Origin of the sequence: Streptomyces sp. NBC_00090, from assembly GCF_045160815.1 — a bacterium.
Taxonomy (GTDB): domain Bacteria; phylum Actinomycetota; class Actinomycetes; order Streptomycetales; family Streptomycetaceae; genus Streptomyces.
Genome location: NZ_CP108224.1, coordinates 1,507,960 through 1,528,283 on the forward strand (window position 1 = coordinate 1,507,960; position 20,324 = coordinate 1,528,283).

General features: G+C 67.8%; 12 protein-coding genes and 3 rRNA genes. 5 read left to right on the plus strand and 10 right to left on the minus strand.

All coding sequences use genetic code 11. The features are described from left to right. Positions 1 to 95: 95 nt before the first annotated feature. The 7 genes from OG361_RS06525 to OG361_RS06555 form a co-directional block, all read right to left on the minus strand. Positions 96 to 428 carry a small basic family protein gene (locus OG361_RS06525; protein WP_015032176.1) on the minus strand — a complete coding sequence of 111 codons (333 nt, stop codon included), beginning with the start codon at positions 426 to 428 and terminating at the stop codon, positions 96 to 98. Beyond that, entirely contained in the window at positions 425 to 1,354 is a 930-nt protein-coding gene (locus OG361_RS06530) for a DUF881 domain-containing protein (RefSeq protein ID WP_405852362.1), read from the minus strand. Before OG361_RS06530 ends, OG361_RS06525 begins: the two co-directional genes overlap by 4 nt. A gap of 101 nt (positions 1,355 to 1,455) precedes the next feature. Beyond that, on the minus strand, positions 1,456 to 3,951 hold the full coding sequence (locus tag OG361_RS06535) for a sugar phosphate nucleotidyltransferase (protein ID WP_405852363.1): 2,496 nt from the start codon (positions 3,949 to 3,951) through the stop codon (positions 1,456 to 1,458). 116 nt (positions 3,952 to 4,067) lie between these two features. After that, complete coding sequence (locus tag OG361_RS06540) at positions 4,068 to 4,676, minus strand: CDP-alcohol phosphatidyltransferase family protein (RefSeq protein WP_405852364.1); 609 nt, start codon at positions 4,674 to 4,676, stop codon at positions 4,068 to 4,070. A gap of 150 nt (positions 4,677 to 4,826) precedes the next feature. Next, a 5S ribosomal RNA gene (gene rrf / locus OG361_RS06545) occupies positions 4,827 to 4,943 on the minus strand. A gap of 84 nt (positions 4,944 to 5,027) precedes the next feature. Then, positions 5,028 to 8,146 (minus strand): 23S ribosomal RNA (locus OG361_RS06550). A gap of 289 nt (positions 8,147 to 8,435) precedes the next feature. Continuing rightward, a 16S ribosomal RNA gene (locus OG361_RS06555) occupies positions 8,436 to 9,961 on the minus strand. Together the 16S, 23S and 5S rRNA genes form the textbook arrangement of a ribosomal RNA operon. A 676-nt stretch (positions 9,962 to 10,637) precedes the next feature. Here OG361_RS06555 and OG361_RS06560 point away from each other — a divergent pair. Continuing rightward, the gene (locus tag OG361_RS06560) at positions 10,638 to 11,087 is read left to right on the plus strand and encodes a PTS glucose transporter subunit IIA (protein ID WP_405852366.1); all 450 of its coding nucleotides are present in this window, start codon (positions 10,638 to 10,640) and stop codon (positions 11,085 to 11,087) included. Between the two features lie 80 nt (positions 11,088 to 11,167). Continuing rightward, positions 11,168 to 12,838 (plus strand): phosphoenolpyruvate--protein phosphotransferase, encoded by a 1,671-nt coding sequence (gene ptsP / locus OG361_RS06565; protein WP_384570782.1) that lies wholly within the window; start codon positions 11,168 to 11,170, stop codon positions 12,836 to 12,838. A gap of 74 nt (positions 12,839 to 12,912) precedes the next feature. Here the strand turns inward: ptsP and OG361_RS06570 are convergent, their stop codons facing one another. Next, positions 12,913 to 13,803: a hypothetical protein gene (locus OG361_RS06570; protein ID WP_405852367.1), complete on the minus strand. Its 891-nt coding sequence runs from the start codon at positions 13,801 to 13,803 to the stop codon at positions 12,913 to 12,915. A gap of 23 nt (positions 13,804 to 13,826) precedes the next feature. After that, entirely contained in the window at positions 13,827 to 15,113 is a 1,287-nt protein-coding gene (locus OG361_RS06575) for an MFS transporter (RefSeq protein ID WP_405852368.1), read from the minus strand. Between the two features lie 45 nt (positions 15,114 to 15,158). Here OG361_RS06575 and OG361_RS06580 point away from each other — a divergent pair, with 45 nt between their 5' ends. Then, positions 15,159 to 16,478 (plus strand): aminotransferase class I/II-fold pyridoxal phosphate-dependent enzyme, encoded by a 1,320-nt coding sequence (locus tag OG361_RS06580; RefSeq protein WP_405852369.1) that lies wholly within the window; start codon positions 15,159 to 15,161, stop codon positions 16,476 to 16,478. Here OG361_RS06580 and OG361_RS06585 read toward each other — a convergent pair. Continuing rightward, complete coding sequence (locus OG361_RS06585) at positions 16,384 to 18,219, minus strand: serine protease (RefSeq protein ID WP_405852370.1); 1,836 nt, start codon at positions 18,217 to 18,219, stop codon at positions 16,384 to 16,386. The two genes, OG361_RS06580 and OG361_RS06585, sit on opposite strands and share 95 nt — an antisense overlap. Positions 18,220 to 18,340: 121 nt before the next feature. Between OG361_RS06585 and OG361_RS06590 the strand changes: the two genes are divergently transcribed. Then, positions 18,341 to 19,237: an RNA polymerase sigma factor gene (locus OG361_RS06590; RefSeq protein ID WP_405852371.1), complete on the plus strand. Its 897-nt coding sequence runs from the start codon at positions 18,341 to 18,343 to the stop codon at positions 19,235 to 19,237. Beyond that, positions 19,234 to 20,310, plus strand: coding sequence for a CU044_5270 family protein (locus OG361_RS06595; RefSeq protein ID WP_405852372.1), 1,077 nt, complete (start codon positions 19,234 to 19,236; stop codon positions 20,308 to 20,310). Before OG361_RS06590 ends, OG361_RS06595 begins: the two co-directional genes overlap by 4 nt. The last annotated feature ends 14 nt before the right edge of the window (positions 20,311 to 20,324 follow it).

A 20,324-nucleotide genomic window follows, 5' to 3' on the forward strand; every position in this document is an offset into this window, starting at 1 on the left:
CTGCGGGTCCCGCGGACTCTGGGGGTTCTGGGGGTTCTGGGGGTTCTGGGGGTTCTGGGGGTTCTCAGGCGTCTGAGAGTTCTCGCTCATCGGCCTCACGCCCGGAACACGTGACGCCGGATGGCGGCCGCGTTGGAGAAGATCCGGATACCGAGCACGACGACGACACCGGTCGACAGCTGCGCGCCCACGCCCAGTTTGTCGCCGAGGAAGACGATCAGCGCGGCCACGACCACGTTCGAGAGGAACGACACCACGAAGACCTTGTCGACGAAGATCCCGTCGAGCATGGCCCGCAGACCGCCGAAGACCGCGTCCAGGGCGGCGACCACGGCGATCGGAAGATAGGGCTCGACCACCGCCGGAACCTCGGGTCGGACCAACAGTCCGACCACGACTCCGACGATCAGGCCCAGTACGGCGATCACGATGTGCCCTTCCCTGTGTCGGCCGTGGCCCGACCGGAAGGCGTCGCCGCCCCGGCCCCCCTCGGCTCTGCTGTTCTTACGGTCAGGCTCGGCGCGGCCGGCAGGCGCACGTCGCCCTCGGCCGAAATGCTGCTCCTGATCCCGAAGTTCTCCACCAGCGCGTGCAGATACTGTCCGTCGGCGCTGTCCTGGAACGCGGTGCTCAGCCGCTGTCCGTCCCCGATCGCGAGGACGGTGTACGGCGGCACCAGCGGCTTGTTGTCGACCAGTATGGCGTCACCGGCCGCCCGGATCGCGGACAGCGACGTCAGCCGCTGCCCGTTGATCGAGACGGCCTCCGCACCGGACTCCCACAGGCCGTTGATCACCCGCTGCATGTCCCGGTCGCGCACCCGGCCCGTATCGGAGAATCCACTGCTCTCGCGCGGACCGCCGCCACCGGAGTCGGTGCCCTTGGCGTCGTCGACGACGAGCTTCACCCCGGGGCCGTGCACGGGAGTCGCCCCCGAGAGCAGGCCCACGACCTCGGCCTGGTCGCCACCGTGCTGCTCCAGCGCCTGCCGCTGCCGCTGGCCGACCTCGCCCCGGATCCGCTCGACGTCCCGCTCCAGCTGATCGGCCGCCGAGGTCTCCCCCTCGATCCGGTCGATCAGGTCCTGCCGCTCCTTGGCGACCACCGGTGCCGAGATCCGCGCCTCGGCCGCCCCCACGGTCACCACGGCGGCGGCGAGCACGAGCCCCGCGGCGACACCGAGCTTGGCACGCACGGTACGGGGCAGGCCGCCGCCCTCGGCAGCACGCCGGGCGGTCGCCTCGGCGTAGCCGTCGTCGAGCGCGTGGTCGATCACGTTGTTCAGCAGCGACATCGACGCGTCCGGGCGCGGCGGCGGTGATCCGGTGCTCCGAACGGGGGGCTGCTGCGACATGCCGCACATCGTCGCACGTCGCACGGCCTACCGCCGAATGGCCCCTCGGCAGAGCCGGGAGGCACCCCGACGGGCACCTCCCGGCCGTACGCTCCTATCCGTCAGTGACCTGCGCTCTCGACCACCTCGGCCCACTCGTCGAGGAGAGCCTGCGCGGAGGCGTCGTCGGGGCCCTCCGCCCACAGATGGGTGACGGCCTCAGCGGGGTCGGGCAGCACCATCACCCAGCGTCCGTCGGCCTCGACCACCCGCACGCCGTCGGTGGTGTCCACGGAGCGGCTGCCCGCCGCCTCCACGACCCGGCGCATGACCAGACCCTTCACGGCCCACGGGGTCGCGATGTCCCTCTTCAGGACGTGCGCCCGCGGAATCCGCGCGTCGATCTGGCTCAGCGTGAGCTGCGTCCGCGCCACGAGACCGATCAGCCGCACGAAGGCGGCGGCCCCGTCGAAGACGCTGCTGAACTCGGGCACGATGAACCCGCCGCGCCCGTCACCGCCGAAGATCGTCGACTCCTCACGTCCCACTCGCGTGAGGTCGTCGGGTGAGGTCGTCGTCCATTCCACCTGGGTGCCGTGGTACGCGGCGACCTGTTCGGCGATCCTCGTGGTCGTCACGGGCAGCGCGACCCGCCCGGACCGCCGCTCGGCCGCCACCAGGTCCAGCATCACCAGGAGCGCCCGGTCGTCCTCGATGATCCGCCCGCGCTCGTCCACGAGCGAGAGCCGCTCTCCGACCGGGTCGAACCGGATGCCGAACGCGGCCCGCGCCGACGCCACGATCTCTCCCAGCCGTACGAGCCCGGCCCGCCGACTCTCGGCCGACTCGGTGGGCCGCGACTCGTCGAGCCCTGGGTTGATCGTCAGCGAGTCCACTTGGAGCCGTCCGAGCAGGCTGGGCAGGACGAGCCCCGCGCTGCCGTTGGAGGCGTCCACGACGACCTTGAGTCCTGCCTCCGCGATCCCCGTGGTGTCGACGTTCCGCAGCAGCGACCCGGTGTACGAGTCGAAGACGCTCGCCGGGAAGGAGAGGTCACCGATCTCTCCCGGGAAGGCCCGTCGGTACTCCTGCCGCGCGAACACCCGGTCGAGCTTGCGCTGCCCGGCCTGTGAGAGGTCGGCCCCGCGCTCGTCGAAGAACATGATGTCGACCGAGTCCGGCACGCCGGGCGAGGTCCGCACCATGATGCCGCCGGCGCTTCCCCGCGCGGTCTGCTGCCGGGCCACGGGCAGGGGCACGTTCTCCAGGTCCCGCACGTCGATGGCGCTGGCCTGCAAGGCCGAGATCACTGCCCGCTTCAGCGCCCGGGCGCCCCGGGAGTGGTCGCGTGCCGTGGTGACGGTCGAGCCCTTCTTCAGCGTCGTGGCGTAGGCCCCGGCGAGACGGACGGCCAGCTCCGGAGTGATCTCCACGTTGAGGATGCCGGAGACCCCGCGCGCACCGAAGAGATGGGCCTGCCCCCGCGACTCCCAGATGACCGAGGTGTTGACGAAGGCGCCGGCCTCGATCGTCTTGAACGGATAGACCCGGACGTTCCCCTGCACGATCGATTCTTCACCGACCAGGCACTCGTCCCCGATGACGGCCCCGTCCTCGATCCGGGCCGCCCGCATGATGTCGGTGTTCTTCCCGATCACACAGCCGCGCAGATTGCTCTGCTGTCCGATGTAGACGTTGTCGTGAACGACGGCCTTGTGCAGGAAGGCCCCGCTCTTGACGACCACGTTCGACCCGATGACGGTGTGCTCCCGGATCTCGGCGCCGGCCTCGACCTTGGCGTAGTCACCGATGTAGAGCGGCCCGCGCAGCACGGCGTCGGGATGCACCTCTGCGCCTTCGGCGACCCACACGCCCGGGGAGATCTCGAAGCCGTCGATGTCGACCTGGACCTTGCCCTCGAGAACGTCCGCCTGGGCCTTCACATAGCTTTCGTGGGTGCCGACGTCCTCCCAGTAGCCCTCGGCGATATAGCCGTAGATCGGCTTGCCCTCCTTCATGAGCTGCGGGAAGACATCACCCGACCAGTCCACGGAAACGTCCGCCGCGACGTAGTCGAATACCTCGGGCTCCATCACGTAGATGCCCGTGTTCACCGTGTCCGAGAAGACCTGCCCCCATGTGGGCTTCTCCAGGAAACGTTCGACCTTTCCCTCTTCGTCCACGATGGTGATGCCGAATTCCAGGGGATTCGGCACCCTGGTCAGACAGACGGTGACAAGGGCGCCCTTCTCTTTGTGGAAGGCGATGAGATCGGTGAGATCGAAATCTGTGAGCGCGTCACCCGAGATGACGAGAAAAGCGTCGTCCTTCAACGCTTCCTCGGCATTCTTCACACTGCCCGCTGTGCCGAGCGGCTTCTCCTCGTTGGCGTACGTGAGCTCCATCCCGAGCTCTTCGCCGTCGCCGAAGTAGTTCCGGACGAGAGAGGCGAGAAACTGCACGGTGACGACGGTCTCGTTGAGACCGTGCCTCTTGAGCAGTCGCAGGACGTGCTCCATGATCGGCCGGTTCACCACCGGCAGAAGAGGCTTGGGCATGCTCGAGGTCATGGGGCGAAGTCGAGTTCCTTCGCCACCGGCCATCACGACGGCCTTCATGTCGGAAGCGTCCTCCTTGAAGAGACGACGGTCCTGCCGACTTCACCTGTCCGCTCGGTGGCCCTGGGGCGTCCTCGTTCCTGCCGGCGACGTTGCACGGCAGAGGACGGACGGGCTCAATCGGCCGCGGTATCCGCCTTCACTAGTCGACGGACCTGGACCACGTAGAGGATCCCTGCCCACCAATACAGACTTGTACCCCATCCGGCGAAGGCCCACCCGAAAACTTCAGCGAGTGACGAGAGCCAGCCTGTTCCGTCACTGAGAAGCAGCAACGGGAACGCGTACATCAGGTTGAAAGTCGCAGCTTTGCCGAGGAAGTTCACCTGCGGCGGCGGGTAGCCGTGCCGGCGGAGGATTCCCACCATGACCAGGAGCATGGCCTCGCGCGCCAGAAGGGCGGCGGTCAGCCACAACGGCAGGATCTCGCGCCAGGTGAGTCCCACGAGCGTGGACAGGATGTACAGCCGGTCCGCGGCCGGGTCGAGCAGTCGGCCGAGGCTGCTGATCTGGTTCCAGCGCCGGGCGAGCTTGCCGTCGAGATAGTCGCTGACTCCGCTGAGCATCAGGACGAGAAGCGCCCATCCGTCACTGTTCGGGCCGCCGAACTCCGGACGGAGAATGAGCCACAGAAACAGCGGCACGCCGAGAAGACGCGCCATGCTGAGAATGTTGGGGATGGTGAGGACCCGGTTCGTCTGAACGCGAGTCTCCTGGACCTCCACCCGGGGGCCTCCTGCTGCTGGGAACGTGCCGACGTTGCCCCCCGACCTTACCCGCAGCCATGACACCCCCCGCACACAGGGTCCCAACCTGCCTAGAACGCAAAAATGCCTCAACCCCCGGACAGAGTCCAGGGGTTGAGGCTAAAGATTGTTCGGCGGTGTCCTACTCTCCCACAGGGTCCCCCCTGCAGTACCATCGGCGCTGAAAGGCTTAGCTTCCGGGTTCGGAATGTAACCGGGCGTTTCCCTAACGCTATGACCACCGAAACACTATGAAGATATGAACCGCCGCACCACCCGAAGGGGGGCGTGTTCGTTACTTCAGAACTAACACAGTGGACGCGAGCAACTGAGGACAAGCCCTCGGCCTATTAGTACCGGTCAGCTCCACCCATTACTGGGCTTCCACATCCGGCCTATCAACCCAGTCGTCTACTGGGAGCCTTACCCTCTCAAGGAGGTGGGAATACTCATCTCGAAGCAGGCTTCCCGCTTAGATGCTTTCAGCGGTTATCCCTCCCGAACGTAGCCAACCAGCCATGCCCTTGGCAGGACAACTGGCACACCAGAGGTTCGTCCGTCCCGGTCCTCTCGTACTAGGGACAGCCCTTCTCAATATTCCTGCGCGCGCAGCGGATAGGGACCGAACTGTCTCACGACGTTCTAAACCCAGCTCGCGTACCGCTTTAATGGGCGAACAGCCCAACCCTTGGGACCGACTCCAGCCCCAGGATGCGACGAGCCGACATCGAGGTGCCAAACCATCCCGTCGATATGGACTCTTGGGGAAGATCAGCCTGTTATCCCCGGGGTACCTTTTATCCGTTGAGCGACGGCGCTTCCACAAGCCACCGCCGGATCACTAGTCCCGACTTTCGTCCCTGCTCGACCCGTCGGTCTCACAGTCAAGCTCCCTTGTGCACTTACACTCAACACCTGATTGCCAACCAGGCTGAGGGAACCTTTGGGCGCCTCCGTTACCCTTTGGGAGGCAACCGCCCCAGTTAAACTACCCATCAGACACTGTCCCTGATCCGGATCACGGACCGAGGTTAGACATCCAGCACGACCAGAGTGGTATTTCAACGGCGACTCCACCATGACTGGCGTCACGGCTTCAAAGTCTCCCACCTATCCTACACAAGCCGAACCGAACACCAATATCAAACTGTAGTAAAGGTCCCGGGGTCTTTCCGTCCTGCTGCGCGAAACGAGCATCTTTACTCGTAGTGCAATTTCACCGGGCCTATGGTTGAGACAGTCGAGAAGTCGTTACGCCATTCGTGCAGGTCGGAACTTACCCGACAAGGAATTTCGCTACCTTAGGATGGTTATAGTTACCACCGCCGTTTACTGGCGCTTAAGTTCTCAGCTTCGCCACACCGAAATGTGACTAACCGGTCCCCTTAACGTTCCAGCACCGGGCAGGCGTCAGTCCGTATACATCGCCTTACGGCTTCGCACGGACCTGTGTTTTTAGTAAACAGTCGCTTCTCGCTGGTCTCTGCGGCCACCCCCAGCTCACGGAGTAAATCCGATCACCAGTGATGGCCCCCTTCTCCCGAAGTTACGGGGGCATTTTGCCGAGTTCCTTAACCATAGTTCACCCGAACGCCTCGGTATTCTCTACCTGACCACCTGAGTCGGTTTAGGGTACGGGCCGCCATGAAACTCGCTAGAGGCTTTTCTCGACAGCATAGGATCATCCACTTCACCACAATCGGCTCGGCATCAGGTCTCAGGCTTAATGCGTGACGGATTTGCCTATCACACGCCCTACACCCTTACCCCGGGACTACCACCGCCCGGGCTGGACTACCTTCCTGCGTCACCCCATCGCTTACCTACTACCACCTTGGATCGACGGCTCCACCACTTTCCTTTCCCCGAAGGGTCCGGAACGGCTTCACGGCCTTAGCATTAATGGGCTCGATATTGGGCGTTTCAAAGCGGGTACCGGAATATCAACCGGTTGTCCATCGACTACGCCTGTCGGCCTCGCCTTAGGTCCCGACTTACCCTGGGCAGATCAGCTTGACCCAGGAACCCTTAGTCAATCGGCGCACACGTTTCTCACGTGTGTATCGCTACTCATGCCTGCATTCTCACTCGTGAACCGTCCACAACTCGCTTCCGCGGCTGCTTCACCCGGCACACGACGCTCCCCTACCCATCACAACACCCGTTGGGGCTATACGCTGCAATGACACGACTTCGGCGGTACGCTTGAGCCCCGCTACATTGTCGGCGCGGAATCACTTGACCAGTGAGCTATTACGCACTCTTTCAAGGGTGGCTGCTTCTAAGCCAACCTCCTGGTTGTCTCTGCGACTCCACATCCTTTCCCACTTAGCGTACGCTTAGGGGCCTTAGTCGATGCTCTGGGCTGTTTCCCTCTCGACCATGGAGCTTATCCCCCACAGTCTCACTGCCGTGCTCTCACTTACCGGCATTCGGAGTTTGGCTAAGGTCAGTAACCCGGTAGGGCCCATCGCCTATCCAGTGCTCTACCTCCGGCAAGAAACACACGACGCTGCACCTAAATGCATTTCGGGGAGAACCAGCTATCACGGAGTTTGATTGGCCTTTCACCCCTAACCACAGGTCATCCCCCAGGTTTTCAACCCTGGTGGGTTCGGTCCTCCACGAAGTCTTACCTCCGCTTCAACCTGCCCATGGCTAGATCACTCCGCTTCGGGTCTTGAGCGTGCTACTGAATCGCCCTATTCGGACTCGCTTTCGCTACGGCTTCCCCACACGGGTTAACCTCGCAACACACCGCAAACTCGCAGGCTCATTCTTCAAAAGGCACGCAGTCACGAGATACAGCAAGCTGTATCCGACGCTCCCACGGCTTGTAGGCACACGGTTTCAGGTACTATTTCACTCCGCTCCCGCGGTACTTTTCACCATTCCCTCACGGTACTATCCGCTATCGGTCACCAGGGAATATTTAGGCTTAGCGGGTGGTCCCGCCAGATTCACACGGGATTTCTCGGGCCCCGTGCTACTTGGGTGTCTCTCAAACGAGCCGCATGAATTTCAGCTACGGGGGTCTTACCCTCTACGCCGGACCTTTCGCATGTCCTTCGCCTATCCATACGGTTTCTGACTCGTCTCACAGCCGGCAGACTGTGAAAGAGAGATCCCACAACCCCGCATGCGCAACCCCTGCCGGGTATCACACGCATACGGTTTGGCCTCATCCGGTTTCGCTCGCCACTACTCCCGGAATCACGCTTGTTTTCTCTTCCTGAGGGTACTGAGATGTTTCACTTCCCCTCGTTCCCTCCACATGCCCTATGTGTTCAGGCATGGGTGACAGCCCATGACGACTGCCGGGTTTCCCCATTCGGAAACCCCCGGATCAAAGCCTGGTTGACGGCTCCCCGGGGACTATCGTGGCCTCCCACGTCCTTCATCGGTTCCTGGTGCCAAGGCATCCACCGTGCGCCCTTAAAAACTTGGCCACAGATGCTCGCGTCCACTGTGTAGTTCTCAAACAACGACCAGCCACCCATCACCCCACCGGACAAGCCGATGAGTTCACTGGGGCCGGCATCACGAAGGCAACGACCATACGGCCGCACCCTCAGATACCCAACAACGTGCCAAGCGTGAGCCACCCACCGGACTCTTCTTTCCACGCCGAAGCAGTACTCGAAGAACCATCAGGTTCACTCACGCCAACTAATCAACGTTCCACCCATGAGCTGACCGTGCAGAACATTTGCCTGCAATCGGTACTGTGCTCCTTAGAAAGGAGGTGATCCAGCCGCACCTTCCGGTACGGCTACCTTGTTACGACTTCGTCCCAATCGCCAGTCCCACCTTCGACAGCTCCCTCCCACAAGGGGTTGGGCCACCGGCTTCGGGTGTTACCGACTTTCGTGACGTGACGGGCGGTGTGTACAAGGCCCGGGAACGTATTCACCGCAGCAATGCTGATCTGCGATTACTAGCAACTCCGACTTCATGGGGTCGAGTTGCAGACCCCAATCCGAACTGAGACCGGCTTTTTGAGATTCGCTCCGCCTCACGGCATCGCAGCTCTTTGTACCGGCCATTGTAGCACGTGTGCAGCCCAAGACATAAGGGGCATGATGACTTGACGTCGTCCCCACCTTCCTCCGAGTTGACCCCGGCGGTCTCCTGTGAGTCCCCATCACCCCGAAGGGCATGCTGGCAACACAGGACAAGGGTTGCGCTCGTTGCGGGACTTAACCCAACATCTCACGACACGAGCTGACGACAGCCATGCACCACCTGTATACCGACCACAAGGGGGGCACTATCTCTAATGCTTTCCGGTATATGTCAAGCCTTGGTAAGGTTCTTCGCGTTGCGTCGAATTAAGCCACATGCTCCGCTGCTTGTGCGGGCCCCCGTCAATTCCTTTGAGTTTTAGCCTTGCGGCCGTACTCCCCAGGCGGGGAACTTAATGCGTTAGCTGCGGCACCGACGACGTGGAATGTCGCCAACACCTAGTTCCCAACGTTTACGGCGTGGACTACCAGGGTATCTAATCCTGTTCGCTCCCCACGCTTTCGCTCCTCAGCGTCAGTAATGGCCCAGAGATCCGCCTTCGCCACCGGTGTTCCTCCTGATATCTGCGCATTTCACCGCTACACCAGGAATTCCGATCTCCCCTACCACACTCTAGCCTGCCCGTATCGGATGCAGACCCGGGGTTAAGCCCCGGGCTTTCACACCCGACGTGACAAGCCGCCTACGAGCTCTTTACGCCCAATAATTCCGGACAACGCTTGCGCCCTACGTATTACCGCGGCTGCTGGCACGTAGTTAGCCGGCGCTTCTTCTGCAGGTACCGTCACTTTCGCTTCTTCCCTGCTGAAAGAGGTTTACAACCCGAAGGCCGTCATCCCTCACGCGGCGTCGCTGCATCAGGCTTTCGCCCATTGTGCAATATTCCCCACTGCTGCCTCCCGTAGGAGTCTGGGCCGTGTCTCAGTCCCAGTGTGGCCGGTCGCCCTCTCAGGCCGGCTACCCGTCGTCGCCTTGGTAGGCCATTACCCCACCAACAAGCTGATAGGCCGCGGGCTCATCCTTCACCGCCGGAGCTTTTAACCAGCCTCCATGCAGAGGCCGGTGTTATCCGGTATTAGACCCCGTTTCCAGGGCTTGTCCCAGAGTGAAGGGCAGATTGCCCACGTGTTACTCACCCGTTCGCCACTAATCAACCCCGAAGGGCTTCATCGTTCGACTTGCATGTGTTAAGCACGCCGCCAGCGTTCGTCCTGAGCCAGGATCAAACTCTCCGTGAATGTTTACCCGTAATCGGGTCGACACCACGAGAGCGGAACGATCGAGTCGGAATAAGACCGATCGTTCACAGCGTCCTCGCTGTGTGCCACCCGGCTAGGGGTGGACTTTTTCAAAGGAACCTCGACCATCCGAAGATGGACGGGGTATCAACTAAATCTGGCGTTGATTTTTGGCACGCTGTTGAGTTCTCAAGGAACGGACGCTTCCTTTGTACTCACCCTGCTTCGGGCTTTCCTCCGGGCTTCCCTTCGGTGTTTCTTGTTTCCAGCTTAGCAGACTCGGTTTCCGTTTCTGCCACCCGCTGGAGCGGGTTACCGGGGGAATTCACTTTCGCGTTTCCCGTTCCCGGCGGGTTCAAACATTACCAGGCTTTCCCGGTCCCCCTGACCACTCCCCCGGCGAGCTGACGCACGCAGAGGTGTAGACCACTGGGGTTAGGATCTGGCTTGATAGGTGCTGCCGACCCGCGACTCAAGGCCGCGTTGGGGTCAGGCAGGAGTACGACAGTACATCCCACCGTCAGTAGACGCAAATCGTTTCGGGGTAGTCCTAGGTTCGCAAAGTGGTACGTCTAGTGCGGAACTAGGACTTCTTATGACTTACGCTTCAGAACAGTACGCCGTCCAGGACAGGTAGTGACGGCGCCACACAATCTCCGCCCCTGGGAGGCTTCCCATGACAACCGTGACGTCGCCGCTTGCTGGACGCGCCATCGGTCTCGCCGCAGTTCCCGACCCGGTCTTCTCCGGTGCGATGGTCGGGCCCGGTACCGCCATCGATCCCGTACGTGAGCCCTCGGAGGCCGTGTCCCCCATCGACGGGGTCGTCGTCTCCATGCACCCGCACGCCTACGTCGTCGTCGACGCGGAAGGGCACGGTGTGCTCACCCACCTCGGAATCGACACCGTTCAGCTCAACGGGCAGGGCTTCGAGCTGCTCGTCAACAAGGGTGACACCGTGACGCGCGGACAGGCCGTCGTGCGCTGGAACCCCGCCGAGGTCGAGGCCGCCGGCAAGTCCCCCATCTGTCCCATCGTGGCCCTGGAGGCCACCGCGGACTCGCTCTCCGACGTCGTCGAGGACGGCGATGTGAAGGCCGACGACCAGCTCTTCAACTGGAGCTGAGTCGGTTCGTCCTCGTGACGACCGCGAGTTCGACATTCAACGCGGCGGCCGGGGCCGTCGCTCAATCGGAGACGGGTGAGATGGAGACAACGCTGCGAGGCGTCGGCGTCAGCCACGGTGTGGCTATCGGCGAGGTCCGGCACATGGGCACGGCGGTTCTCGAACCGCCGGCCAAGCAGATTCCGGCCGATGAGGCGGAGCGCGAACAGGGGCGCGCCCGTCAGGCCGTGGAAGCTGTGGCCGCGGACCTGAACGCACGAGGCAATCTGGCCGGCGGCGAGGCCCAGGCGGTGCTCGAGGCCCAGGCGATGATCGCCCAGGACCCGGAGCTCATCGCGGACGTCGACCGCCGGATCGCGGTCGGCAGCACGGCGGAGCGCGGTATCTACGACGCGTTCTCGCACTACCGGGAACTGCTCGCCGGTGCCGGTGAGTACATGGCCGGGCGCGTCGCCGACCTGGACGACGTGCGGAACCGCATCGTCGCCCGGCTGCTCGGCGTCCCGATGCCGGGCGTGCCGGACAGTGACGAGCCCTACGTGCTGATCGCGCGGGACCTTGCGCCCGCCGACACGGCGCTGCTCGACCCGACGCTGGTGCTCGGCTTCGTGACGGAGGAGGGCGGGCCGACCAGCCACAGCGCGATTCTCGCGCGGGCGCTGGGTGTGCCGGCCATCGTGGCGCTGCCGGGCGCGGGTGAGCTGGCCGAGGGCACGCTCATCGCGGTCGACGGTTCCACGGGTGAGCTCTTCGTCGATCCGAGCGAGGAGAAGAAGGCGGAGCTGACCGAGGCCGCCGCCGCGCGGAAGGCCGCGCTTTCCTCTTCCAGTGGTCCGGGTGCGACCTCGGACGGGCACAAGGTGCCGCTGCTCGCCAACGTCGGTGGTCCGGCGGACGTGCCGGCGGCGGTGGAGGCCGGTGCGGAGGGTGTCGGTCTCTTCCGTACGGAGTTCCTCTTCCTGGACGACAGCAAGCAGGCTCCGTCCGAGGAGAAGCAGATCGAGGCCTACCGCAAGGTGCTCGAGGCCTTCCCCGAGGGCCGTGTGGTCGTGCGGGTGCTCGACGCGGGTGCGGACAAGCCGCTGGACTTCCTGACGCCGGCCGACGAGCCGAACCCGGCGCTCGGCGTGCGCGGCCTGCGGTCGCTGCTCGACCACCCGGAGGTGCTGCGGACGCAGCTCACGGCGCTGGCGAAGGCGGTCGAGGGGCTGCCCGTGTACCTCGAGGTCATGGCGCCGATGGTGGCCGACCGTACGGACGCGAAGGCCTTCGCCGACGCGTGCCGTGAGGCGGGGCTGCGGGCGAAGTTCGGTGCGATGGTCGAGATTCCCTCGGCGGCACTGCGGGCTCGCTCGATCCTCCAGGAGGTCGAGTTCCTGTCGCTGGGCACCAACGACCTGGCTCAGTACACCTTCGCCGCCGACCGTCAGGTCGGTGCGGTGTCGCGGCTGCAGGACCCGTGGCAGCCGGCGCTGCTCGACCTGGTGGCACTGTCCGCCGAGGCGGCCAAGGCCGAGGGCAAGAGCTGTGGTGTCTGTGGCGAGGCCGCCGCGGATCCGCTGCTGGCCTGTGTGCTGACGGGTCTGGGGGTCACCTCCCTGTCCATGGGCGCGGCGTCTATTCCTTACGTGCGGGCGACGCTGGCCAAGTACACGCTCGCGCAGTGCGAGCGGGCCGCGGCCGCGGCGCGTACGGCGGACACGGCGCACGAGGCGCGTCTGGCCGCTCAGGCGGTGCTGTCCGGGGAGTGATCCCAGGCGTTCGCTGACGTACGAAGGGGCTTTCCGTCACCTAGGTGGCGGGGAGCCCCTTCGGCGTCGGTGGGTCAGTGGTGGGCGGTCCAGTCGTCGTCGGGGTCGGGGGCGAGGGGGAAGCCCGCGCGGTAGTCGACGCCCGGTTCCGGGGAGAGGGGCTCTCCGGTGCGGGCGTCGGTGCAGTAGGCGGCGAAGACCTCGGCCTCGGTGAGCGGGGTGAGCGTGCCGTCCGTGAGCCGCCAGCCGTGGAGGTGGTCGCGGGTGCCGGGGGTGGTGGTGCGCAGGACGAGGCCGCCGGGTGCCGCGAGGGCGATGCCGGCGGCGAGGACGGCCGTGAACTCGGCGGCCTCGGTGCCTTCGGGGTGGGTGGAGCCGTGGGCGTGGAGGACGGCGAGGAGCTGGTCGTCGGCGGCGGGGACGCTGCAGACGAGGTGGTGGGCGCCGGGTCCGGCGGCTTCGAGGAGGCGCGCCAGCAGGCGGGAGGCCTGGGCGAAGGCGGCCTTGCCGATGTCCTTGCCGCAGGTGGCGCAGTCTCCGGCGGTGGCGAGGACCGTGGTGGCGTACTCCCAGGTGGCGTGGCGGACGGCGGTGTCGACGAGCTCGGGCAGGAGGGTGGTGAGGGGCTGCCCGGTGTAGGTGACGCGGGCGCCTGTGGTGGCGAGGTGCGCGGTGAAGCGGCCGCGGCTCGTGGGGTGGTCGGGGTCGATGGCGGTCTCGGCGCAGTAGGCCGCGTACTCCTCGGGGTCGAAGAGGGTGACGGTGGTGTGGCCGCCCTGGGTGGCGAGGGTCTTGAGGAGGGCTTCGATCTGCTGGAGGTAGGTCGTGTGGTCGTCGAAGACGAAGGTGCGGTAGCGGCGCATGGCCGCGAAGTCCTGCTCGTCGGCGAGGAGGCCGACGGTGCTGGGGACCTCGCGGCGCAGGGCGCGGCGGAGGTGTGCCGAGGTGGTGCCGGTCCGTGTCATGTCTCCCCCTGGTGACGCTCCGATCAGTGCTCACTCACCGTAACCTTGGGCACTGACAGTGACGGTTCGGTGAGGCGTCGGCGGACCAGGCGGTTCTGGGCGGCGCAGGTGGCGACGAGTGCGGCGCCGAGGAAGGGCCAGGCGATCGGGCCCGCGGAGACGAGTCCCGTCATGAGGAGGGGGCCCGCGAAGCGCTGGGTGGACTGGGCGAGTCCGTGGACGCCGAGGTAGGCGCCCTGGGCGTCGTCGGGCGCGAGGGCGACGGAGATCTCCCAGGAGGCGATGGTGTGGATCATCTCGGCGAAGGTGAGGGCGACGGCCGCGGTGATCAGGGCCGCTACGGCGAGGGTGCCGCCACCGAGGGCGGACGCGGCGACGGCGAGGGTGCCGACCGCGAAGAGGGCGGCGAGGGGCGTGAAGAGACGGCGTGCGGCTTCGGTGGTGGCGCCGAGGCGTGACAGCGGGACCTGGAAGACGACGACGAGGGCGCTGTTGAGGACCAACAGGAGTGGTGCGAGGCCGACGGGGGCGTCGGTGGCGTGGACGATCCAGAGGGGCAGGGCGACCTGGAGGATCGAGTCGTGGAGGAAGAAGACGCCGTCGCCGGCGGTGAAGGCGAGGAAGCCGCGGTCGCGCCAGGGGTTGGAGGTCTTCGAGGTGGGGGTCGCGTCGGTGGAGGCGGCGACCACGCGGGAGGCCGCGGGGGCGGGGGGCTCGGCGCAGCGGAGGGTGAGCGCGGCCATCACGAGGTAGGAGAGGGCGTCGCCGACGAGGAGGAGTTGGAAGGCGGTGGTGGAGCCGACGGCGAGGGCAGCGGCCGCGCCGAGGCCGCCGAGGGTCCAGCCGATGTTGGAGGTGGTGCGGTTGATGGCCTGGTAGCGGACGCGGTCGGGGCCCGCGACGCGGGCCGCGTAGAGCTTGGTGAGGACGTTGGTGGCGCGGTCGGGGAGGGCGCCGACGGCAGAGAAGAGGACGAGGAGCGCGTAGTCGTCGGTGGTGAGGAGGGCGAGGAGGGCCGCGGCGCGCAGGAGTTGGGTGCAGATGATGACGCGGACGAGGGGGAAGCGGTCGGCGAGGCGGCCGCCGAGGGGGGCGCCCGCGATGCCGGCGGCGCCGGAGATGGCGATGAGGAGGCCCACCTGGGCGAGGCCGAGCCCGGTGACGTAGGTGAAGTAGAGGGCCATGGCGGTGGACCAGAGGCCGGTGCCGCACTTGTCGATGAAGCCGATGAGGAGCATGCGGCGGCCGTCGGGGCCACCGGGGATGCGTTCCTTGAAGGGTGGGCGGGTCGGACGGGCGGTGCGGTTCACGGGTCCCCCTTGCGTGTTCCTTTGTATTGATACATAATCAATTACGTGGCAGCACAATATGCGATCGAGGGGACGACGGCCAAGGGGATTGCCGCGTCCGTGGAGCGGGGCGTGGCCGAGGGCGGACTCTCGCCCGGCGATGCCCTGCCGCCGGTGCGGCGGCTCGCCGACGATCTGGGGGTGAGTCCGGGGACGGTGGCGACGGCCTACAAGGAGTTGCGGCAGCGCGGCCTGATCGTCACCCGGGGACGGGGCGGGACGGTGGTGGCCGAGGTGCCGTCGGTGGCCTCCCGGCGGCCCCCGCGCGTGCCCGACGGGCTCGTGGACCTGGCAGGCGGCCATCCGGACCCCGCGTTCCTGCCCGTGCTGCGGCCGCCGTCGGCGGTCTCCCCGGTGTACGGCTCCCATCGCGCGGCCCCTCGCCTCCCCGGACTCGAAGCGCTGACGAGGACATGGTTCGAGCGGGACGGGGTGCCCGCGGAGCACGTGACGTTCGCGCACGGCGCGCTGGACTGCATCGCGCGGCTGCTGTCGACGGAGCTGCGGCCGGGCGACGCCGTGGCCGTCGAGGACCCCGGATTTCATCACCTGCTCGACCTCGTGCCCGCGCTGGGACTGCGGATGGTGCCGGTGGCGGTGGACGGCGAGGGGCTCGTACCGGAGTCGCTGCGGACCGCGCTGCGCGGCGGGGTGCGCGCTGTGGTGTGCAGTCCGCGCGGGCAGTGCCCGACCGGTGCGTTCTTCACACGCGCGAGGCGGGACGAACTGGTCGCGGTGCTGCGGGAGTTCCCCGAGGTCCTCGTCGTCGAGGACGATCACAACGCGGAGGTCGGCGGGGCGGCGGCGTACACGCTCGCGGCGGCGGGGCTCGACCGGTGGGCGCAGGTGCGGACCGTGTCCAAGCACCTCGGGATCGACCTGCGGTGGGCCGGGGTCGCGTGCGACGCGGTGACGCTGGCGCGGCACGACGGGCGGATGCTGATGACCTCGGGGTGGGTCAGTCACGTACTCCAGGAGACGGTGACCGGGCTGCTCACCGACGGGGCGGTGCGGGAGCTGGTGGCGGCGGGCGAGGCCGCGTACGCGGAACGGCGCGCGGCGCTGATCGGCGCGCTCGGCGCGTACGGGATCCGCGCGGTCGGGGCGAGCGGGCTGAACGTGTGGGTGCCGGTGCGGGACGAGTCCGCCGTGGTGAACGGGTTGCGGACGCAGGGCTGGTGGGTCGCCGCGGGGGCGCGGTTCCGCATCGCGGCGCCGCCGGCGGTACGGATCACGACGGCGACGCTGGAACCGGCGGACGCGGTGCGGCTGGCGGCGGACTTCGCCGGTGTGCTCGGCGACTCGCAGGCCACGTACGGGGGGTGACGTGGTGGGGACGGTGACGTGGCGGGGCCGCGACCGTGGCGGGGACATGGGGGTGACGTGGGGGTGCTCCGGGGGAGGTCCCTCCTCCCCCGGAGCGTTCGTGGTTCCCGCGCCGGGTCCGGGCGGGGGCCGGTTCATCGGGTCCGGTAGGCGTTCCGCAGCGTCTGCGTGAGGGTGTTGCCCGCGGTGTCGGTGAGTTCGGCGCGGAGCGAGACCGTCCCGCCCGGTCCCGGGTACGGAACCCGGCCCGGCCGTCGAGGACCGGGGCCCTGGTCCAGGTGGCGCCGCCGTCGGTCGACATCGACACGGTGAGGGAGCGGACGCCTGTCTCGGCCGCCGCGCCCTGGACGGTCACCGGCACGCGGACCAGGGCTCCCGCCGGGGTGGTGCCGTCGAGGTCGAGGGCGGGGGCGAAGCGGACGGTGCTGAGCGGGAGTTCGGCGGGACGGGAGGCCGCCGCCGAGGTGAAGGTCCAGGACGCGGTGGTGCGCCCGCCCGCCGTCGGGCCGCTGCCGTGGGTCGCCGTGGCGGTGAGCCGGTACGCGGCGCGACCGGGTGTGGTGGTGAACTCGGCGCGGCCGGGGCCGCCCTTCCGGGTGCCGATCAGGACGCCGTCGCGGTGGAGCGTGGTGGTGGCGTCGTGGAAGCGCGGCGCGGTCGGTGCGTGGCCCTCCCCGTCGGCGAGGAGGGGAACGTCGAGGGCGAGGGTGTCGCCGTCGCGGACGCCCGCGGACCGGGCGCCAGGGGCCGTGTCGAGGGCGGGGCCGAAGACCGCGTTGTCGAAGGTGTGGGTGGTGGTGGCGCCCGCGCGCACCGCGAAGTCGTTCGCGAAGTAGCGGTTGGGCGGAGTCTCGGGAGCGGCGGGGGCCGCGTAACCGACGTCCCACAGGCCGCGTTCCGGGGTCACGAGGAAGGTCGCGGTGGCGAGCCGGTTCAGGGGCTGGACGAGTCCGACGGTGGGGCCGGCGCTGGGCTGGATGTCGACGAAACCGGTCCCGGTCGCTCCGTCCGGGGCGGCCGCCCGGACCTTGACGGTGGCCAGGGCGCCTGGCGCGGGGTGCCGCACGAGACCGGTCAGGGCGCGGTCGGACCTGAACGAATAGCCGAGAGCGTAGTCGGCGCGCTCGCCGGACCAGTAGGTGTCGATCCACTCCTTGACCGAGCCCGGTTCGGCGGCGGGGCCGAGGTGGGCCACGCGCAGGTCCGCGCGCGACATCATGAGGTTCGCGGAGCGGGTGGCGCCTTCGTGGGTGGCCTCGACGAAGGCCATGCTGTGGAGGTACCGGGCGTCGGCCTCCTGCGGGCGGACGTCGACGGGAGCGGTGGTGCGGGCGTCGACCGTGATCGCCGTGTCGTGGTCCAGGTCCAGGCGGGGTTGGACGATCCAGTCGGTTCCGGCGGCCGGGTCGGTGCCGGTCAGGGTGGAGTCGAGGAGATAGCGGCCCTTGGGCAGCCGGACGGTGACCGTGCCGGACTCGTCGTAGGGCGTGGCGGAGGCGTCGGCGCCGGGGCCCGAGATGCCGGTGACGTTCGTCCGGTACCCGCCGGTGGCGGCCCCCGTGCGGTCGAGGTGCCGGATCGTCAGCGTGTACGTCTCGGGGGCACCGTCCGCGGCGACCGCGCTCGACGGCAGCACGGAGAGGGAGGTGCCGGCGAGGACTCCAACCAGGGCCAGGGTGCGCAGGACCGAGCGACGGGTCGTACGTCGGGTCGTGGACCGGGGTGTCGTTGGATCGTTCATGTCCAGCACTGCTCGTGGCGGGCGGGGCGTTCCCATGACCTGGGACACATCGGCCCGCAGTGTGTCCCAGGTCACGGGAACCCGGGCGAACCGGCGCCCAGTGCCAGATGTGGAATCACCTATGAGAGATCGTTTCCGCGCCGGAGACCCGGCGGCGCTGGGCGAGGCGTACGACGAGCACGCCCGGGTCCTGTACCACTACGCGTTCCGTGTGTGCGGCGACAGGGCATCGGCGGAGGACGTCGTCTCCGCCACGTTCCTGGAGGCGTGGCGGTGCCGCGGGAAGGTGCACGCCGACGGCGGGACCCTGCGGCCGTGGCTGCTGGGCATCGCGACCAACATCATGCGCGGCGCCGCGCGGGAGGCGCGGCGGCGGGACGCGGCACTGGCCAGGCTCCCCGATCGCGGTGTGCTGCCCGACTTCGCCGACGCCGTCCTCTCCCGGATGACGGACGAGGAGCAGCTACGGGCCGCCCGCGCCGCGCTCGCCGGGCTCCGGCGTCGTGAACGGGAGGTCTTCACGCTGGTGGTGTGGGCCGGTCTGGACTACGCAGCGGCCGGGGAGTCGCTGGGGATACCGGTCGGGACCGTACGGTCCCGGCTGTCCCGGGCCCGTGAGCGGCTCCGCAAGCTCGCCGACGCCGAGTTGCGCGCGCTGCGGCGGAGTCGGCGGTCCGCCGACTCGGCGGTCCGCGGGGCCACCGCGCCGCCCGGCGACGGGCCGGCCGCCTGCGCCGACGGGGCCGTCCGGCCTGGTGGGGCGTCGGGATCCGGTGGACTCGCTGGGCCCGGTGGATCCATTGAACCCGGTGGATCCGGTGGATCCGGTGGATCCGGTGAACCTGCTGGACCCGCTGGACCCGCCGGCGGTGGGCCCGTTTCCCGCCGTGTCACGCCATCGCCGCCTGGTGGTGCGCCCGCCGCCCGGGCCGCCGCCGGGCCGCCCGGCCGGGCCGTCGTCCGGTCCACCGTCCGTCCCGCCCTCGCGCCCCGAACGACCCCGGAGAACCAGGCATGAACACCTCCCGCGACACCCACTCCCCCCTCGACGAGCTCCTGCGCGGCGAGCTGACCGAACTGCTGCCGCCGCCGCCCGTGCCCGAGCTCGAACCCGATCGGGAACACGCCCTCCGGTACGCCGTCCTGCGCGACGCCCTCGCCGCCGCGCCCGCCACGCGCCCGCGTACCCGCCTCGCCGTTCCGCGTCTCGTCCGCATCGCCGTGCCCGTCGCCGCCGGCGCGCTCGTGGCCGGTGTCGTCGTCCTCGCGCCTGCGGAGGCACCGGCCGGGCCCTCGGGCCGGGTCTCGACCGGACAGCCCCAGGCGCCCGACGCCGGGCGGGTCCTGTCCCGCGCCGCGCTCGCCGCCGCCGGGGCTCCGGCGCCGGACGCCCGGCCCCAGGACTTCGTCTACGTCAAGAGCCTGGTCGCCCATGCCGGGCGACCCGCGGCAGGGGGCGCCGCGACGCTTCCGCCCGCCCGTCAGCGTGAGGTGTGGCTCTCCGCCGACGGCAGCCGCACGGGACTCCTGCGCGAGGCCGGCGCGGCCGACTCCGTGCTCTCCCCGCGCCTGCCCGTCTACGAGCTGGACCACCGGGGGGCGTCGCCGCGGCCGTCCACCCTGGAGGCGGCGCCGCCCTCCGTCACGAACCCGACCCACACGTACGTGGCGACCCTGTCGACCGACCCGGCGGCTCTGCTGCGGCTGGTGCGGGAGGAGACCCACGGGGACGGGGGCGATGACGATCAGCGGGCCTTCCGTGCGATCGGGACCCTGCTCGCGGAGACCTGGGCTCCGCCGAAGGTCACCGCCGCGCTGTACGAGGCCGCCGCACGGATCCCCGGCGTCACCGTCCTGCCGGCCGCCGAGGACGCCGCCGGGCGCGAGGGCGTCGCCGTCGCCCGTACCGCCGACGGCGAGCAGACCCAGTGGATCTTCGACCGGTCGACGTCGGCGTTCCTCGGCGAGCGCACGGTGCTGACCGAGACCACGGCCGCGGGGCGGAAGGGAACGGTCCTCGGCGTGTCGGCGGTCCTCGCGAAGGCCGCCGTCGCCCGGACCGGCGACCTGCCGGGGGCACCCGGCGCCTGAGCCCACGCGCGTAC

Excerpts from the sequence above, each read along its gene's own strand:
- OG361_RS06530 (WP_405852362.1), bottom strand. The coding sequence starts at position 1,354 with ATGTCGCAGCAGCCCCCCGTTCGGAGCACCGGATCACCGCCGCCGCGC.
- OG361_RS06535 (WP_405852363.1), bottom strand. The coding sequence starts at position 3,951 with ATGAAGGCCGTCGTGATGGCCGGTGGCGAAGGAACTCGACTTCGCCCC.
- OG361_RS06560 (WP_405852366.1), top strand. The coding sequence starts at position 10,638 with ATGACAACCGTGACGTCGCCGCTTGCTGGACGCGCCATCGGTCTCGCC.
- ptsP (WP_384570782.1), top strand. The coding sequence starts at position 11,168 with ATGGAGACAACGCTGCGAGGCGTCGGCGTCAGCCACGGTGTGGCTATC.
- OG361_RS06570 (WP_405852367.1), bottom strand. The coding sequence starts at position 13,803 with ATGACACGGACCGGCACCACCTCGGCACACCTCCGCCGCGCCCTGCGC.
- OG361_RS06585 (WP_405852370.1), bottom strand. The coding sequence starts at position 18,219 with ATGAACGATCCAACGACACCCCGGTCCACGACCCGACGTACGACCCGT.
- OG361_RS06590 (WP_405852371.1), top strand. The coding sequence starts at position 18,341 with ATGAGAGATCGTTTCCGCGCCGGAGACCCGGCGGCGCTGGGCGAGGCG.
- OG361_RS06595 (WP_405852372.1), top strand. The coding sequence starts at position 19,234 with ATGAACACCTCCCGCGACACCCACTCCCCCCTCGACGAGCTCCTGCGC.